The following is an 18,509-nucleotide window of genomic DNA, read 5'->3' as shown; positions in this document are numbered from 1 at the left end:
AAGAGGGGACGACGAACAGAGAGTACTCCAGCGCAGCGCCGACACTGGCGGTCAATCATCGGCCGCTTTCGCGTATTCCACTGCCGCTGACGCTGCTGGCCGCGAGCCGCCGCACTCAATGCGCACCCGGCGCTCCACGCCATCATTCACCAGCGTCAGCGTGTCTCCCTCGACCGGCTCGCCATCCAGAGTCATTGAGCTGCCCTGCGCCTCGCCGCGGACCACCTCGAAGTGATACTGCGTCTCAGCGAATCGGTAACTCAGGGTAAACCCGGGCCAGTCCGCCGGCATCAGAGGGTTCAGCTGCAGCAGATTGCCGGTGCGTTGAAGACCCAGCAGCGACTCGACGCCCAACCGGTACATCCAGCCAGCGGAGCCGGTGTACCACGTCCAGCCGCCCCGTCCTGCATGGGGCGCAATGCCGTAGACATCGGCTGCCATCACATAGGGCTCGACTTTGTAGGTGTCGATCCTGGCGCTGTTGAGGGGGTCGGCCGGATTGATCATGTGCAACAGCTCCCAGGCCTTGGTCGTGTCGCCCAGCTGCGCAAAGGCCATCGCCGCCCAGACAGCCGCGTGGGTGTACTGCCCACCGTTCTCGCGCACGCCCGGCACATAACCCTTGATGTAGCCCGGGTCTTGCAGGCCTTTGTCGAACGGGGGATCAAGCAGCAGGACCGCGCGGATGTCCGGTTTGACCAGGTACTGATCCACCGCCTGCATGGCCTGATGCTGTCGGGCGGGTGATCCGGCACCGGACAACACCGACCAGCTCTGGGCGATGGAATCCAGCCGACACTCGTCGTTGACGGATGAGCCCAGCGGCTGCCCGTCGTCAAACCAGCCGCGGCGATACCACGCGCCATCCCAGGCAGAGGCTTCCAGGTGGTCACGCAGCTGTTTCGCCTGTTTGCCGCAGCGCGCCGAGAATTCACTGTCGCCGTGGCGCTCGGCCACCCGTGCGAAGCGTTCAAGCACCTGACAACCGAAAAAGCCCAGCCAGACGCTTTCACCCCGGCCGAGGTAACCCACGCGATTCATGCCGTCGTTCCAGTCGCCACTGCCCATCAACGGCAGGCCGTGTTCGCCACGGCTCAGGCTGTGCTCGATGGCGCGAACACAGTGCCGATACAGCGGCTCCTGCAAGGGCGACGCACCGGGCAGGTCGTAATAGGATTCTTCACCCGGACCCAGCGCGCGCCCATCAAGGTAGCCGGCGAGTTCGTCCAGCACCGACAGATCATCGGTGACCTCGACGTAGCGGCTGGTGGCGGCCACCAGCCACAGGAAATCGTCGGAACAGGCCGTGCGTACCCCTCGATTGAGGGGAGGGTGCCACCAGTGCTGAACATCGCCCTCGGCGTATTGATGATTCGCGCACAGCAACAGATGCGCCCGCGCCGCCGCCGGGTCGGCATGAATCATCGCCATGCTGTCTTGCAACTGATCGCGAAAGCCGATGGCGCCACCCGACTGGTAATAGCCGCTGCGGGCAAGAAACCGGCAGGCGATCACTTGATACATCAACCAGCCGTTGAGCATCACATCCAGCGCCGGCACGGGCGTCTTCACCTGAACCACGGAAAGCACCGAGTGCCAGTGGTCCTTCACCTTCTGCAACTCGGCCGCCGCCAACTGCACGCCTTTGTAGCGTTGCGCCAACGCGGTGGCGGCCTGGGGATTTTTCTCCGCACCCAGACGCAAGATCACTTCCGTGCCCTGGCCGTGTGCGAGCGCCACGGTCACCTGTATCGCCGCGCAGGGGTCCAGACCGCCACCGGTTTTTCCGGACAGCCCCTTATGCCGCATCGCGGCGGGAGACTGCAGACTGCCGCAACGTCCGATGAACTCGGTGCGGTCCGCCGTCACACTGTGATCGACGGTGTCGGTATCGAAAAACGCCACACGCTCGCTGAACTCCACCGACCAGGCGTTGCGCGCAAACAGTGCGCCGCTGGCAGGATCCGAATGGGTGACCACGTGCATGGCTGATTTGCTGCGCAGATCGCCCAGCACCCACTCCACATAGCCCGTCACCGTCAGAGTGCGGTCACGCCCCGACACATTGCGCAGCACCAGCCTGGAGAACTTGATCGGTGCGTCCAGCGCCACGTAAACCCAGAGCTCGCTGTGGATGCCGTCTTCCTCATGCTCGAACACCGTGTAACCAAAGCCGTGGCGCGTTCGGTAAGCGCCACTACCCGAGGCGGGGCTGGGGGTGGCGGACCAGAAGTGGCCGGTGTCTTCATCCCGCAGGTAAATGACCTCGCCGACGGGGTCGCTCACCGGGTCGTTGTGCCAGGGCGTCAGGCGGTATTCGTGGGCATTTTCGGCCCAGGTGTAGGCGCTGCCGGACTCCGAGACCACCGTGCCCATCTGGGCATTGGCAATCACGTTGACCCAAGGCGCTGGCGTGGGATGGGAGGCCGGTGCGTTGATGATGTACTCACGCCCATCCTCGCTGAATGCGCCGTAAGCATTGCTCAATGGCAGCGACACGGGCAACGGCGCAAGGGCCGGCTGCGATGGCGCTGCTACATGAACGCGGTTGGCCACAAAAGGGGCATGCACCCGGACCACGCGGCGGCGGTGAACCTGTTCGGCAAGCGTCCCCAGTCCTTCGGAAAACACCAGACGCGCGGCCGACAGGATCAGCGTGCGGTCCTCGTTCGACATCTGCTGCGCCATACGCACGAATATGCCGCCCGGCCGATCCACCAGCGTGGCTTCGCTGCCGGAAGTGACCAGTCCCATGATCGCGTCCTGCAGCTGCTGGCGATAACCCACCTGGTCTTCGTTCCAGATCAGCAGGTCCGTCAGCAGACCTTTCTGGCGCCAGTAGGCGTGGGCCTGAATCATCTTCTGGACCAGTTCGATATTCTCGAGGCTTCTGACCTGCAACAGCACGATGGGAAGGTCGCCAGAAATCGACTGCCCCCACAGGCCTTGCTGGTTGCGCAGGTTGGCCGCCAGCACGGTGCTGTCGGCGCGCAAGCCTGCGTTGGCGTAAATCAGTGACGAGGCCATCTGTTCAAACAAACGCGCATCGGCGGGGGAAACGTTGAGCTGACGCAGCAGCACCTGACTGTGGGTCCATGACAGATCGAAAACCCGATCCGCCAGATGCCGATCCCGGTATTTGTTGATCAGCGAGAGGCAGTCTTCGCGGCTGTCCGCAACGCCCGTGACCAAGTCGATGGTGCCTTGCTGCCCGGGCTGCAGGGTGATCCGGCAACGGATGGCGACAATCGGGTCCAGGACCGGGCCGGCGCTGCCCGACAGTTGCTCGCAGTCCGGGTCCAGCGCTGCCGGCGACTGGGTGCTGCGGCCTCGACCAATGAAGCGGGCGCGGTCGGTCTCGTAGGAAATGGCCTGAATATCCACGCCGTGAGCCGCCAGCAGGTGGCACATCCACGGCGTGTGCTCATCGCTGGCGCGGGGCCGACGACTGCAAACGATGGCTTGCAGCGGCGGCAGCAGCTCGGTCTGCACGAATAACTTGCTGAACGCCGGGTGCATGGCATCCGTTTCCGGCGAAGCCAGCACCACTTCGGCGTAGGTGGTGATCTCCAGCGTCCTGGCAGACTCCCCTCGGTTGGTGACGTGCAGGCGCCGCAGTTCGATGTTGTCTTCCGGGGAAACGACGATTTCCATGTGGGTGTCGAAGCCCAGTTCCCGGGTGCGAAACTCGGCACGGGCATCGCTGAAAATAGCCTCGTGGCTCTCGGCCCGGTGCAAGGTCGGTTGAAAGGCGCTGGACCAGACGGCGCCCGTTGCCACATCCCGCAAGTAGCAGAACGTGCCCCAGTTGTCCCGGGTGGTGTCTTCGTGCCAGCGGCTGGCGGCCATGGTGTCGAGGCGGCTGTAGCCGCCGCCGGCGCTGCTGAGCATGACGTGGTACTTGCCGTTGGACAGTAATTGGACCGCCGGGCGCTTGAGCCCCGGGTTGGCAAACACCCTGAGGTTATTCTCCTGGCCGGCGCCTGTATCCCCTGCGGCAGGCTGCTGGGCGGTTTGCAGGTAAGGCGCTGCCACTTTGGGCACCCGCTCTTGCAACAGCAGCAGGGCCGACTGCAGGGCAGGGTCGGATTCAAACCGCCGTTGCATGGGCTGATTGAGTAACACACTGGCCAAGGCCAGCAGGCTCATGCCCTGGTGGTGGGCCATGAAGGACTGCACCCAGGCATAACGCTGGCCCCTTGGCAGACGCGCTTCGGTGTAATCAATCGCTTCGTAGAACCCGTAGCGCCCGCAGGCGCCTTTGCGGGCAAGACGCTGCAGGTTTTTGCAGGCCGCCTCGGCGTCCACCATCAAGGCCAGCACGCTGGCGTATGGCGCAACAACCACTTCATCGCCCAGGCCGCGCTTGAGGCCCAGGGCCTGAACGCCGAACGCCCGGTACTGATAATTGAAATGCGCATCCAGCGTGTAGTAACCCGATTCCGACACCCCCCACGGAATGCCCAGGCGTTTCCCGTGTTCGATCTGCACGGCCACCGCCGCACGGCAGGTCTGGTCAAGCAGACTGCCGTCGTAATTGGGCATGACCAGCATGGGCATCAGGTATTCGAACATCGAGCCGGACCAGGACATCAAGGTCGGTACGCCGGCGGAGTCACCGAGCAATCGCCCGAGGGTGAACCATGCCCGCTGCGGAATCTGACCCTGAGCGATCACCACGAAGTTGGTCAGGCGCACTTCCGACGCCAGCAGGTCGTAATAGCCGGTGTCCAGGCGACGCTCGTCGGCGTTGTAGCCGATCACGAACAAGTCGCGCTTGCTGTCATAAAGCAGGGAAAAGTCCATCTGCGCCAGATCGCCCGTCAGCAGGATCAGGCGATCGATCCGGGCGATAGCGTCAAGGGCGGCCTGGCGGACCGCGTCAATGCGCGGCTGATCCTCCGCAGCCCAGTCAGCTTCATCCAGTGTGGACAGCTCCCGCAGCGTGCGGCGACGGGGGTGTCGACTGATCGAAGGCGTGGGCAGTCGATAACGTTCGAGGGCCGCGATCCAGTCATCACACTGGGCGAGCAACGCGGTTTGCCAATATGCGCGGTCTTCGGTGCCGCCCGCCGGCATGGCCGCCACCCGAGCACGGACGGTCTGCAACGCCGTCAACAGCGCACCGGTTTCATCGGTTCCGGCGGGCTCTTCGAGTAGGGAATAGAGCGCGGTCAAGGCGTCCGCGGCGTCCGTCGTTTCAAGCAGCGTGTCCAGCGTGATGCGCAGCCCCTTGAGCATGGCAGCATCGAACACCGCAGCGTCGGGCAGTTGGATCAGACCGGCACGCAGGGTCAGCAGGTGCCCGGCCAGGTTGCCGCTGTCAACGGTGGAGATGTATTGAGGGCGCAGGGGCTTGAGGGTCTGCGTGTCATACCAGTTGTAGAAATGTCGTTGGTAACGCTCCAGGCTGTCCATGGTGTCCAGCGAGGCGGACACGCGTTGCAGCAGTCGGTCGGTGCTGAGATAGCCGAAGTCGTGGGCCGCCAGATGCGCAAGCAAGGCCATGCCCATGTTGGTCGGGGAGGTCCGGTGGGCGATCACCGATTTTGGCTCTTCCTGAATATTGTCAGGGGGCAGCCAGTTATCCTGGGGCCCGACGAGTTCGTCGAAGAACGCCCACGTCCGCCGCGAGAGCACCTGAAGGAAACGCAATGCTTCCACCGAGGGCTCGAACACGGCATTTTCCGGCATCGCGCTCAGGCGCCAGGCGATCCAGGGTCCGGCAGCCCAGGCGAGCAGGAACGGCATGGCGATCGCCAGCGCGGGCGGGTCAGTCAGCAAGCCGGCGAATCCGCAGAGGGCGAGCAGAGGGCCGATCCACATCTCGCGGTAGAGCGCCGGCAGCGGGTTTTTCGTGTTGCGCTCGACTTCGCGGGAGGGTTGCCATTGCAGCAAAAGGCGGCGGCTGAACAGGATGCGCCAGAGCGAGCGTGCAATGGCGCCCACACTGTAATACATCTCGAACGGCAACCATGCGACGGTGGCAGCGATCTGGGCGAGGTCTTGCCCCAGACTCCGGCACAGCGCGGCCAGGTATTGCCGATAAGGCACGTTCAACGGCGGTTGCAACCCATCGGTCAGGGTCCTGAGCAACGGTTGCATGACCAACAAACCGACCACCGCCAAGGTCCAGGCCAGCGGTTCGCTGCTGGCAAACCAGCCCCAGGCCAGCATCAGCAGTACAGCCGCCGGCTCAAGGCTACGGCGCAGGTTGTCGATAATCTTCCAGCGCGCCATGACATCGAGACGGTTGCGTGCCCATTCGCCGCGGGTGTTCAGGGTCCAGGGCAGGATCCAGGGGATCAGCTGCCAGTCGCCGCGAATCCAGCGATGACGGCGTTTGACGTCCACGCTGTAGCGAGACGGATATTGCTCATACAACTGCACGTCGCTGAGCAGGCCCGACCGGGCGTAGCAGCCCTCGATCAAATCGTGACTGAGGACCTGGTTGTCCGGGAGACAGCCCTCCAGCGCACAGGTGAACGCGTCGACATCGTAGATGCCCTTGCCAATGAAAGAGCCCTGTTTGAACAGATCCTGATAAATGTCCGAGACCGCCCGGGTGTAGGGGTCAACGCCGCCGCCACTGCCGAACAGGCGCGAATAGATCGAGCGGGGAGTGCTGGTCAGGCTGATGCCGACCTGGGGTTGCAACAGCGCGTACCCGGAAATGACACGCTCACGGCGTGCATCGAACACCGGGCGGTTCAGCGGATGCATCATGGCGGCCACGCACTGGCGGGCCACCTCGCCCGGCAGCAGGGTGTCGGTGTCAAGGGTCAGCACATAACGCATCGTACCAAGGGCCGAGATGTCGCCCACGATGGTGGTGAAACGGTCTTCGCCCGCGCCACGCAGCCACGCGTTGAGGTCGGTCAGCTTGCCGCGTTTGCGCTCGTGACCCATCCAGGCGCGTTCACTTGCGCTCCAGCGGCGAGGGCGGTGAAACAGGAAAAACCGCGCTGGCAATTCGTCCGCATACTTGCCGTTGAGCCGATTGATCGCCTCTGCGGCATAGGCGAGCAGGTCTGCATCCGGCGCCTGCACTTCAGTCGGTGAATCGAGGAAATCGGTCAGCAGCGCGAAGAAAAGATTGCTGTCGCGATTGGCCAGGAACCTGACTTCCAGGCCTTCGACCAATTCGTCGACGTCCGGGCGCGAACCGATCAGCGTCGGAACCGCGACCAGCGTGCGCGCCTCATCGGGAATCCCGTCGGTGTAATCCATCTTCGGCAGCATGGCGGGCAGCAGGCTGAACGTGACCAGCCAGTTGATCAGGCTGAAGGCTAGGCGACTGGTCATGACCAGGCAAGGCACTGCCAGTGCGATAAGCGCGAGATCAGGCAGTCCGTCCCGGTGTGCCGAGGACAGCAGCGGCAGCGCAAAAATAATCGTCAGGGCACCGGCGGGGGCCAGGTAAAACGTCAGCGGTGAGCTTTGCAGCAGGCGTTTCCAGCGTTCGTGAAAGGGCACACGGGCGCCGAGGTTTTCTTCAAGAACGCCGATTCCGGGCCCCACCAGAAAAAAACCGATATGGCAGGCGAGATCGTCTCCGGCTGAAGCGTCCCGGTGTTCCCGGGACAGCGCCACAACGGTCTGCGCGACGGACATCTCAGTGCGTCCACTGCGCCTGGCCAGCCGTTCGATGACATGGCGATAGCTGTCGCGGGTGGCGAAGTCCATGCGCGGATAGACCTCGGCCGGGTCCTGTTGGAGGGTCTGATCCACATGGCTCATGGCTTCGACAAACTCACGCCAAGGGGTCGCTGACAGCAGGCGCAGGCTGGCGATGCTGTTGCTGATGGACATCTGATCCGCAGACTGCTGCTGCGCATCGAATTGCACCTGCCGCTCGATACTCGAACCGGTCTCGGCGAGCAACTGCTCGATCCAGTTGAGCGGCAGCGCCAGGGCAGCGCTTTGACCCTGCAGCCGGCGGGCGAACTCGGCCACGAATGCAGCGGTCATGGGCGGGGAAGAGTGGGCCATGTCGGCGACGCTCAGCACCACGCTTTTTACGTCGTGCTCGGACACCTCGATGAGCCGCTCGGCCCAGTCATCGGCCAGGTTACGATCATCCCAGTTGGCCATGACCCGTGAGGCCACCCGCCGCAGGTTCTCGATCAAGGCCAGGCGCAGCATGATCGGAATGGCCCACAACTCGCCCAGCGTCAGCGGCATGACCGTCTGATAAGAGACAACGAAGCGCTTGAGGCTCGGTTCATCAAAGCGGCCATCACCGTGGGAAATCGTCTCCAGGGCAATGTCATAAACCCTCGGCAGGCCGCTGGAAGGCCCATTGCTCAGGCGCGGCAACTCACGGCTGTAACCCTTGGGCAGGTGGGACCGGGCGGTGCGGATGTGATCTTCGATGAGGAAAAAATTATCGAGCAGCCACTCGGCGGCAGGGGTAATACGGCGCTCGGACGCCTGGGCTTGAGTCAACGCACTGCAGCTTTCCTTGAGCAATGCCTCGTTGTCATCCAGCCTGCCCAGCAGAAAGTCCCGCGTGGTGACTGCGCCGAGCTGATGCTGGGTGGCCAGGGCAATGCCGTGGCTGGCCATCTGGTCGGCGTTGAAGAGTTCGGCGCGCAAAAGCCGTTCGTAGGCGAACGCAAGCTTCGGATGGGCCCCGGCGCGACCCGCCAGCCTGACCCGGGAGATCGCCTGTTTGGTGCGTGTCCATGTGCTCGTCATTAGTTTCCCTTAAATGACTTGCACTCCGGCGAACGCAGCGTGTTGGGCAGTGTGCACAGCGGAGCGCCGGCACCGATGTGCCCTGGTGAACAATGCGTTCAGACCACGACAGTGTGAGTACGCTTTCCCAAGGCTGTCTGTTCGCTGGCGCACATAGTGAGGCTGGCAGATTCGTCATGTGCGCGGGATCGTTCACTCCACCGCGACCCAGTGATCTGCCGCCACCGCCGAAAACCGCTGCACCGGCGCGACAAAATCCTTTGCCTTGATCGGGTCAGGCTGTTCCAGCTCCTTGAGCAAGCTCTTGAAATCCCGCCGCCGGCCCACTTCCGGCACCGGCACTGCCGCCAGCAAACGTCGGGTGTAGGGGTGTTGCGGATTGTGCAGCACCTGATCACGGGCGCCGATTTCGACGATGCGCCCGCCATACATCACTGCCACGCGGTGGCAGATGCGTTCCACCACGGCCATGTCGTGGGAGATGAACAGGTAGCTCAGGCCATGCTCGGCGCGCAGGCGTTCCAGCAGCTCCAGCACCTGAGCCTGCACCGAGACGTCCAGCGCCGACACCGATTCGTCCGCAATGATCACTTTGGGGTTCAGTGCCAACGCCCGGGCGATGCAGATCCGCTGGCGTTGCCCACCGGAAAATTGATGGGGATAGCGTTCGAGGGTGTCCCGTGGCAGGTCGACCTGCTGCAGCAGCTGCGCCACACGCTCGCGCCGTTGGGGTTCGGGCATCTTGTCGTGAATCAGCAGCGGCTCGCCGACCAGATCGAACACGGTCTTGCGCGGATTGAGCGCCGCATACGGGTCCTGGAACACCATCTGCACGTCGCGGCGCACCCGCTGCAACGCGTCACCCTGCAAACCGTTGAGTTCCTGCCCGAGCAATTTGACGCTGCCCTGATAGCTGAGCATGTTCATCAAGGCTTTGCCGGTGGTGGATTTGCCGCAGCCGCTTTCGCCGACCAGCCCCAGGGTTTCGCCCTGACGCAGCTCGAAACTCACGCCCTCGACCGCATGCACCGTGCGCGGCGTTTCGAACCAGCCGTGGCGTAAAGGGAAGCGCACGCTGAGGTCCTTGACGGCGAGCACTACCGGCTGTTCGGTCAATGCCTCAGGCGGCGGCGCACTGCCCAGCACCGGCACCGCGGCCAATAGTTTGCGCGTATAAGGCGCCTGCGCGTCGGTGAACACCTGATGCAAGGAACCGTGCTCTTCCATGCGGCCCTGATTCATCACCACCACTTCATCGGCCATTTCGGCGACCACGCCCATGTCGTGGGTGATGAGTAGCAGGCTGGTCGCGAACTGCTGCTGCAACTCGCGCATCAACTCAAGGATCTGCGCCTGAATGGTCACGTCCAGCGCGGTGGTCGGCTCGTCGGCGATGAGGATTTCCGGCTGACAGAGCATCGCCATGGCGATCATCACCCGCTGGCGCATGCCGCCGGATAACTCATGGGGGTACTGGGTCAGGCGTTTGTCGACCTGGGGCATGCGCACGGCGTCGAGCATGGCCCGGCAGCGCTGGTGAATCTCGCCGCGACTCAACGCTTCATGCCGGCGCAGGGTTTCCGCCAGTTGCTGGCCGACGGTCAGCAGCGGGTTCAGCGAGGTCATCGGCTCCTGAAAAATCATGCCGATGCGTTTGCCACGCAGGCGTTGCAGGTCCCGTTCTGGCAGGCTCAGCAGGTCGCGGTTGTCAAACAGGATCGCGCCACCGGGAACACTGGCCGCCTTGGGCAGCAGGCCCATGATTGCCAGGGACGACAGCGATTTGCCGCTGCCGGATTCGCCGGCGATGCACAAGGTGCGGCGCGGGTACAGGGCGAAGCTCAGCTCCTCGACCACCCGACGCCGTGACGCGCCGCCACCGACGTCGATGCTCAGCCGTTCCACCGACAGACTGGGCTGATCGTCTGGCTTCACTGGAACACCACTTTCGGAAAGTAGAACGACACCACCCAGTTCGGCAGGTCGACGATCTCGCTGATGCGCAGATCGCCGCACACCGAGCACAGCATGTAGGCCTGTTCCGCCGGCATGCGGTGCTCGCGGCACAGCCAGTCGATGGTGTTGGCCACGGCCTGGCGGGCGGCCTGCATCAAGTCCGGGCCGATGCCGGTGAAGGCTTCGTAGCCGGCGCTGTCCAGGTGCCCGGTGACCGGGCCGGGTGTGCTGAAACGCGGGGTGGCCAGGGGCGTTTGCTTGATCAGGTCGAGCTTGACTACCACGTCCATGGCGCTTTCGATAGCGGTGCCGCAGACCTCGCCATCGCCTTGGGCCGCGTGGGTGTCGCCGATGGAAAACAGCGCGCCAGCGACTTCCACCGGCAGGTACAAGATGCTGCCGGCCGCCAGGTCGCGGATGTCCAGATTGCCGCCGACCCGACGCGGCGGCACGATGGAATGCAGCCCGGCTTCGGCCGGCGCTACGCCCACAGTTCCGGCGAACGGCTTGAGCGGCACCCTGGCGAAATCACCGAAGGCGGCAGGGGCGAGGGTCTGCGTGTCGTAATGCCAAAGCGCTAACGCAGGCGCCTGAAACTGGTCGGCGAGCAGGCCGAAGCCGGGGATGTTGGCGGTCCAGCCGAAGCCCCCGGGCTTGAAGCTGTCCAGGGTGATTTTCAGGATGTCGCCGGGCTCGGCACCCTCGACGTAGATCGGCCCGGTGACCGGATTGATCTGATCGAAGGGCATCACGATGACATCGGCGACCTGGGACTGCGCAGTGAAATAGCCGTTGGACGAATCCCGGCAGTTCATCTGCAGGGTGGTGCCGGGCGCCACGCGCTCGACCGGGGTAAAGCTGTGGTCCCAGCCGAAGTGGCTGTTGACGCTGTGAATGGTCTTGACCAGGCAGCTCTGGCACATGGGTGCGGTCCTCGTTGCTAAGGGGCAGGGCGTAATGGCCTGTGACCCGGCGTCTACCGGGAGCAGGCCAGCGCGACATCACTTCACCCAGATGTAGTCATAGTTGACCGGCACGTGGACCGGGTCGACGTACAGCGCGTCGTCGCCGCCCATGCGCTTGGAGCGTACGGTGAAGCGTTGCTCGTTGAAGATCGGCACCCACGGCGCATCGGCCATGGCGTCGGTGAAGATCTTCTTCCAGGCCTCGGTGCGTTCGGCCTGTTGTTCCGGGCGGGCCATGGCGTCGGCTTTGGCGGCGCGTTCATCCAGCGCCTTGTTGCAATACAACGACCAGTTCCAGCCGCCTTCCACCGCGCCGGTGCAACCGAGAATCGGGCCGTAGAAGTTCGACGGATCCGGAAAGTCAGCGATCCAGGCCATGCCGCCGGACCACACCATCGGCGCCTGATCTTTGGAGCTGCCAGCCGCAATCACGTTGGCCTGGGCCAGGGACTTGATCTGCACGCGGATGCCGACCTTGGCCAGGTCCTGCTGGATCGACTGGGCGATGCGCGGCTGCGGGTCGGTGTTCATCACGTACAGCTCGGTGTCGAAGCCCTTGGCGAGACCGGCGTCGGCCAGCAGTTTTTTCGCGCCTTCGACGTCGTAGGGCAAGCCCTTGTACTGGGTGTCATAACCGGGCATCGCCGGCGGCAGCGGCTGGTTCGCCGGGACCGCGCGCCCGTTGATGATGCGCACGATGCGTTCCTTGCTGATGGCCATATTGATGGCCTGGCGCACCTTGAGATTGTCGAACGGCGGCAGGGTGGTTTTCAGCGTCACGTAGCCGGTCTGCAGCTGATTGCCGGTGACCAGCAGTTGCTTGGAGGCCGGGTCGTTCTTGAACTGCAGGAACTGCGCGGGCGGCACGCCGTCGCCGGCAATGTCCACTTCGCCCTTGTTCAGGCGCAGCAGCGCAACGGTCGGGTCCTGGCCGATTTCGAAGGTGATCTTGTCGACGTAGGGCAGGCCCTTCTGGAAGTAATTCGGGTTTTTCACCAGTTCGAGCTTCTGCCCCAGTTTCCACTCGGCCAGGCTGAACGCGCCGCTGCCCACCGGGTGCTTGCCGAAATCGGCGCCCCATTGCTCTACCGCTTCCTTGGGCACAACCGAGGCGAAGTTGATGGCCATGATGTGCAGGAAGGTCGCGTTCGGTGCGCTGAGTGTGATGGTCAGGTGTTGATCATCGACCACCTTGATGCCGCTGAGCGTCGTGCTTTTGCCGCCGGTCACGTCTTCATAACCGACGATGGAGCTGAAGAAACCGGCGCCCGGGCTCTGGGTTTTCGGGTTGACGGTGCGCTCCAGGGAATACTTGACGTCATTGGCAACCAGCTCACGGCCGTTCTGGAATTTCACGCCCTTGACCAAGGTGAAACTGTAGACCAGGCCGTCGGGGGAAATGCTGTAGTCCTCGGCCAGACTTTTCACCAGATCAGTGGTGCCCGGCTTGTAGTCCATCAGGCGGCCGAACAGGCTTTTGATCATCGACCAGTTCTGCCAGTCGTAGCCAATCGCCGGGTCCAGCGTCGCGACATCGTTCTGGTAGGTCACCACCACATCGCCACCGCTTTTCGGCGTGTCGGCCCACAGTGGCGTGGTAAACAGCGTGGCCGCCACGGCCAGGGTCAGCGCGTTGATCTTCATTGTTGTGCCCCGTTGTGTTGATGAATTCAGTGCTGCTTGATGTCGATGCGCGGGTCCACCAGCGGGATCACCAGATCCGCCAGCAGGTTACCGAGGACGATGGCCACCGCCGACAGCGTGGTGACGCCGACGATGACCGGAATGTCGACTTGCTGAATGGATTGCCAGGCGAGCTGACCGATGCCCGGCCAGCCGAACACCGACTCGACCACCACCAGCCCGCCCATGAACACGCCGATGTCGATGCCGATCATCGGGATCACCGGGACGATCGCGTTGAGCAGCACGTGCACGAACACGATCCGCGCACGACTCAGGCCCTTGGCCCGTGCGGTGCGGATGAAATCCTGGTGCAGCACTTCGATCATCGAAGAGCGGACCATGCGCGAATACCAGCCACTGCCGAGCAGGCCGAGGGTCAGGGCCGGCAGCATCAAATGGCTGGCGCCGCCATAGCCGCCCAGGGGGAACCAGCCCAGTTGCACGGCGAAGAAGTACAGAAACAGCATGGCGGCGATGAACTGCGGCGCCGACACACCGACGAAGGAAAACGCCATGAGCAGCTTGTCGGCGAAGCTGTCGCGCTTGAGCGCCGCGAGCATGCCCAGGCTGATGCCGATCAACAGCTCGAAACCGATACCTGCCGCCATGAGTTCCAGCGAAGGCCGCAGTCGCGCGCCGATCAGTTCACTCACGGCGGTGCGCTGGATGTAGGAGCGGCCAAGGTCGCCGTGGAGCAGGTTGCCCAGGTAACTCAGGTATTGCTGATAGAAGGGCAGGTCCAGGCCCAGTTGCGCGCGAATCGCCGCGACCACTTCAGGGGTGGCGCTGCGCCCGGCAATTTGCCGCGCAGGGTCGGCGGGCAGCAGGAACAGCAACAGGTAGGTGATGAAGGTCACGCCGAGCAGAATCAGCAGCGCATAACCGACCCGACGGCAAATGAACGGCAGCATCAGCGACGCCACTTGAGTGTGGGGTCGAGTTCGTCGCGCAGCGCGTCGCCGACCAGGTTGAACGCCAGGGACAGGAGGATGATCGCCGCGCCCGGAATGAACACCAGCCAGGGCGCGGAGGTGAAGTACGTCTGGCTCTCGAAAATGATGTTGCCCCAACTCGGCGTCGGCGGTTGTACGCCCACACCCAGGTACGACAAGGTAGCTTCCAGCAAAACGGTGGTGGAAATGCCCAGCGTCGCCCACACCAGAATGGTCGGCAGCAGATGGGGCAACAGATGGGAGAACAGGATGCGCAGGGAACTGGCGCCGAGGGTGCGCTCCACAGCGACGAAATCACGCGCACTCAGCGCCACGGTTTCGGCATAGATCACCCGGGCGATCTGCACCCAGTTGACCATCGCGATGACCATGGCAACGATCCACACGCTGGGCTGGAAAATCGCCGACAGGGCAATCGCCAGCAGCAGGGCGGGGAAGGCCATCATCAGGTCGGTCAGGCGCATCAACACGCTGCCGAGCCAGCCGCGGACAAAACCGGCGGTCAGGCCCACCAGCGTACCGATCAGCACCGCCAGCCCGTTGGCCAGCACGCCAATGAACAGCGAGGTGCGTGCGCCGAATATCAACCGCGACAGCAGGTCACGGCCGAGCAGGTCGGTGCCCATCCAGTACGGCATCGCCGGAGCCATGGGCGCGCCTTCCATCGTCAGCCCCTCGACGAATTGCTCATCCGGATCGAAGGGGCTTAGCCACGGGGCCAGCGCCGCGAGCAGCACCACGGTGAGGATAAACAACAGGGAAACCGCCACGGCCGGCCGACGCAACAGGGCTTTAAGGGTGTTCATGCACGGTCCTCGTCCCGCGCCGCAAGCAAGTCAACACACAGCGCTTCGATTGGCCGGTTGAGCTGCATCGACAGACTGCGCAAGCGCTCGTATGCCGTCGCCTCGTTGATGCGCTGGGTCACCATCAAGCGCGCCAGGGCCTGGGCCATGAGTGGACGCGATGCCAGCCGCTGTTGCAGCTCGTTGAGCTGTTCGGCATCGGCGCGCTGCCGCTCGCGCAATCCCACCGCCATCATCAGCGTGGTGTACACCGAGCCCTGGCTGATGGGTTTGTTGAGCAATGCCGTCGCGCCAAGCTGCAGCGCACGCTGGATCTGCGACAGGGTCTCGTGGGCGGTCAGCGCGACGATGGGGATGCTGGCCGCATTCAGCGCCTGCACCGTCAAGGGACTGGCGAAATGTTCGATTTCAAGGATCGCCGCGAAACAGCCTTGGGTGTCACACGGTCCATCGTGATCCAGCGCTTGCGAGTGGATACCCAGGCGTTGAAGGCTCTTGCCCAGGTTGGCCTGACTGCGTTCATCGCAGTCGATCAGCAGCAAGTGACCCTGGTCGAAAGCAGGAAAGGCGCGTGTGTTCATTTGACGATCCTCAAGCGCGGTGCCGGGGTGGCGTGTCGGTCGACCCCATCGGCGTGTACATCCGTAACAGTGAGATAGGGATCGGCGGCGATCGGGTGAGGCGCCGACTGCACCACTTCAAAGCAACCCCCGCGCAGTTCGGCAATATGACTGGCAAGGGCGCTGTGATGGTTGCGCGCCGACAGACTGACCGTGCCGAGCACGCTGGCGACCGGGTGCCTGTAGAGGTGCTCGCAAATCGCTTTGGGCGACGCATCCTCGCTGGCGTGCAAAGCGTCGGCGAACACCCTCAACGCCGTGTAAGCGCTGGTGTAGTAATGGGAACAGGTGCGCGGGCCATGGCGCTGCTGGCCTTCGCAGAACGCCGGGTCAAGCGTTTCAAAAAACGGCCCGCAAGACAGCAGCCGCAGCGCCTGCATCGGGCCCACCCCATCGAGCTCCGCTTCGGTCAGGTTGCAGCTGAGCACCGGCAGGCGCAGGCCTTGGCGCTCGCAGGCCCGATCCAGTTGCTGCAGAAACCCGTAAGACGATTCCCCCACCAGGTTGTTGAGCACGAAGGCCGGTGGGTCCTGAATGAGCCCTTCGATCAGCGCGTCGAAGCCGGTCGCGCCCAGGTGCCAGTACTTTTCCCCGAGCACGTCGGCGCCGTTGGCTTCCAGCACTTCCCGGGCGATGCGATTGCTTTCCCAGCCCCAGACGTAGTTGGAACCGAGCAGAAACGCCCGCCGACCGAACTGGCTCAAGGCGTAGCGCAACAGCGGCAACAGCGTCTGGTTCGGGCATCCGCCGAGGTACAAGACGTTTTCGCTGCTTTCGTAGCCTTCGTACGGGCTCGAATACCAGAGCAGGGCGCCGTGCTGGTCCAGGTCCGGGATGATCTCCTTGCGGCTGGCCGACAGCGTGGTGCCGAAGATGTGCCGGACGCCCGCACCCAGCAATTGGGCAACGCCGCTGCTGTAGCCGGCTGGATCGCCTTGCGGGTCCACGCAGATGGCCTCCAGTTGCACGCGGCGCCGGGCGTCGGCGTTGACTTCAGCCAGCGCGTCCTGCAACCCGAGCAGGGCGCTGCGGCCCATGCGCCGGTAAGTGCCCTCGGTCGAGAGCAGGAAGCCGACGTGAACGGTGGGGCGCAGGTCGGGAGTCAAAAAGTTCGGCATGAACAGCATCCATAAAAAAAGCCCGATCAACCCGGTAGGGGTCGATCAGGCTTCGATACCTGGCGCATTCGAGGCGCGTATGTGGACGAGACTTAAGGACCAGGGTCCGGCTTGCCGTTTGTTTTAAGCATGAAATAAGCGTGCCAAGTGAAAACCTCCAGCGTGGCGAGCTTCAACGCCGACTGCCTCGCCAGGAATGCTCCGCGGTGGGGCGCTCGTCTATCGCGAGGCGCCGAAGCGGAGCAGAGGGGGATTACAACATGCTGGCCGGTGCTGCTGGTACCGCACCAGGGTTGCGTGGTGTTCACACGTAATTTAACTGATTGTGCGCGGTGCTCTGGTAGGACCGGCTTCAGCCGGGAAGAGGCCAGTTTGAACGCCATCAATCTTGCGGTGTGACACCTGGCGCGTTCCGGGCTGAAGCCGGTCCTGCATCCGGGTCCGCGCTCGATCTCATCGACGGCGCGCACTGCATCACTACCGATGACTGATGAGGTAGCTGCCTAAATAATCATGCAGCACAAGGCCAAGCACCCATAAGCCGAGAATAGCGACCAGATCCAGCACGCGGCTGTTTCCCGCTTTTGGGGTGCGCAGGCGCAATCGGTAGTACCAGGGGCCCATGCCCGCCAAGCCGAAACCGAGTATCAGCAACGCAGCCGCGTAGTTGATCGGGCCCGGGATCTGGTTGCCAAGACCGGCCGCCGCTGTGCGTATGGGGTCGATCACCAGGTAGTAAAGCCATGCAAGTGACACCGCAATCAGCGCCAGGCCGATTGGCCAGACAGGAAAACCTCCGGACTCGACCGGACCCTGGTAGTCGGTGTCCTTTCCCTCGAGCAGATCCACGATCCGGGGCCATCCCGCGGCGCGTGCCAGTGCCAGCGAGGTCTGGCCGTTGCCGTTGGGTGTGAGCGGATCTGCACCGTGGCGCAGCAGCGCACGAACCACTGTGTCATTGCCCGCCAGCACTTCACGGTGAAGGAGCAGCCATCCGCCGGCGTCCGGTTCCCGGATCACTTCCGGATGCTGGCGCAACCCTTCTTCGACCTTGTCGCGCATGTTCAGCGCCATCGGGTGCTCGCTACGTTCCAGGGCGGCCAAGGTCTGTCGATCCTGCGCACGGTCCAGATTCCGGGACAGCAGTCGCGGCGCCTGGCCGTCTTCAGCAGGCACCACTTCAACGCTGCCAGCTTTTCCAAAATCCAGGCCCCAGGCACGGTCATGGGCGTCGCGCTCCTCGGTGGACATCCCGCTGCGCAGCGCGTCGACGGTGAAGCCGCCGTAGACATGCCCGCCGCAGACGTACATCCAGTCGTTGAGGGCCGCCAACGGCAGCGTCACCGGGTCGGACGCCTTCAGTGAGGTGAACCAGCGAGGTTCATTCATCAGCACGCCGGTGATGGACTCCCCGTCGAACTCGATGTCGGTGACCCACATGTTTTCGACGGCAGGGATGTCGGGGTCGTCGGCGTCCAGCACGAAAGACATTTTGACCGCCGCCATGTCGAGGCTTTTGACGATTCTGCGTGCCTCCCAAGACAGCTCGCGCCAGAAGAACTTGAAGGTGGCCTGGGCGCTGGCGACCGCCGCCTTGAGGTCGTCGCTCTCGCCTTTCACGCTGTAAATGATTTGTCCGGTCATAAGTGAGTCGTTCCCTCTGTCTATTTGAATAATGTTCTATCATGAGCTGTCATTCATGGTG

Annotated in this window: 9 protein-coding genes; all 9 read right to left on the bottom strand. The window is 63.5% G+C overall.

The window, feature by feature from the left end:
- Positions 1–51: 51 nt before the first annotated feature.
- Positions 52–8,700, bottom strand: a complete 8,649-nt coding sequence (locus QWI20_RS10290; RefSeq protein ID WP_369305375.1) for a glucoamylase family protein — start codon at positions 8,698–8,700, stop codon at positions 52–54.
- Between the two features lie 192 nt (positions 8,701–8,892).
- Positions 8,893–10,635: an ABC transporter ATP-binding protein gene (locus QWI20_RS10285; RefSeq protein ID WP_369305374.1), complete on the bottom strand. Its 1,743-nt coding sequence runs from the start codon at positions 10,633–10,635 to the stop codon at positions 8,893–8,895.
- Positions 10,632–11,579: an acetamidase/formamidase family protein gene (locus QWI20_RS10280; RefSeq protein WP_369305373.1), complete on the bottom strand. Its 948-nt coding sequence runs from the start codon at positions 11,577–11,579 to the stop codon at positions 10,632–10,634. Before QWI20_RS10280 ends, QWI20_RS10285 begins: the two co-directional genes overlap by 4 nt.
- A gap of 78 nt (positions 11,580–11,657) precedes the next feature.
- Complete coding sequence (locus tag QWI20_RS10275; protein WP_369305372.1) at positions 11,658–13,265, bottom strand: ABC transporter substrate-binding protein; 1,608 nt, start codon at positions 13,263–13,265, stop codon at positions 11,658–11,660.
- 26 nt (positions 13,266–13,291) lie between these two features.
- Positions 13,292–14,218 (bottom strand): ABC transporter permease, encoded by a 927-nt coding sequence (locus QWI20_RS10270; RefSeq protein WP_369305371.1) that lies wholly within the window; start codon positions 14,216–14,218, stop codon positions 13,292–13,294.
- On the bottom strand, positions 14,218–15,066 hold the full coding sequence (locus QWI20_RS10265) for an ABC transporter permease (RefSeq protein ID WP_369305370.1): 849 nt from the start codon (positions 15,064–15,066) through the stop codon (positions 14,218–14,220). The genes QWI20_RS10270 and QWI20_RS10265 overlap by 1 nt, the downstream gene beginning before the upstream one ends.
- Positions 15,063–15,647 carry an ANTAR domain-containing response regulator gene (locus QWI20_RS10260; protein ID WP_369305369.1) on the bottom strand — a complete coding sequence of 195 codons (585 nt, stop codon included), beginning with the start codon at positions 15,645–15,647 and terminating at the stop codon, positions 15,063–15,065. The genes QWI20_RS10265 and QWI20_RS10260 overlap by 4 nt, the downstream gene beginning before the upstream one ends.
- On the bottom strand, positions 15,644–16,804 hold the full coding sequence (locus QWI20_RS10255; protein WP_369305368.1) for a transporter substrate-binding protein: 1,161 nt from the start codon (positions 16,802–16,804) through the stop codon (positions 15,644–15,646). The genes QWI20_RS10260 and QWI20_RS10255 overlap by 4 nt, the downstream gene beginning before the upstream one ends.
- A 477-nt stretch (positions 16,805–17,281) precedes the next feature.
- Entirely contained in the window at positions 17,282–18,448 is a 1,167-nt protein-coding gene (locus QWI20_RS10250; protein WP_369305367.1) for a DUF2314 domain-containing protein, read from the bottom strand.
- Positions 18,449–18,509: the final 61 nt, after the last annotated feature.

It is taken from the genome of Pseudomonas sp. W2-17, assembly GCF_041060445.1.
Classification (GTDB): Bacteria; Pseudomonadota; Gammaproteobacteria; order Pseudomonadales; family Pseudomonadaceae; genus Aquipseudomonas.
This window is presented reverse-complemented; position numbering and strand designations above follow the sequence as displayed.

Bases quoted from the DNA above. Each gene is read 5' to 3' on its own strand.
- QWI20_RS10290 (WP_369305375.1), bottom strand. From the start codon at position 8,700: ATGACGAGCACATGGACACGCACCAAACAGGCGATCTCCCGGGTCAGG.
- QWI20_RS10280 (WP_369305373.1), bottom strand. From the start codon at position 11,579: ATGTGCCAGAGCTGCCTGGTCAAGACCATTCACAGCGTCAACAGCCAC.
- QWI20_RS10275 (WP_369305372.1), bottom strand. From the start codon at position 13,265: ATGAAGATCAACGCGCTGACCCTGGCCGTGGCGGCCACGCTGTTTACC.
- QWI20_RS10270 (WP_369305371.1), bottom strand. From the start codon at position 14,218: ATGCTGCCGTTCATTTGCCGTCGGGTCGGTTATGCGCTGCTGATTCTG.
- QWI20_RS10265 (WP_369305370.1), bottom strand. From the start codon at position 15,066: ATGAACACCCTTAAAGCCCTGTTGCGTCGGCCGGCCGTGGCGGTTTCC.
- QWI20_RS10260 (WP_369305369.1), bottom strand. From the start codon at position 15,647: ATGAACACACGCGCCTTTCCTGCTTTCGACCAGGGTCACTTGCTGCTG.
- QWI20_RS10255 (WP_369305368.1), bottom strand. From the start codon at position 16,804: ATGCCGAACTTTTTGACTCCCGACCTGCGCCCCACCGTTCACGTCGGC.
- QWI20_RS10250 (WP_369305367.1), bottom strand. From the start codon at position 18,448: ATGACCGGACAAATCATTTACAGCGTGAAAGGCGAGAGCGACGACCTC.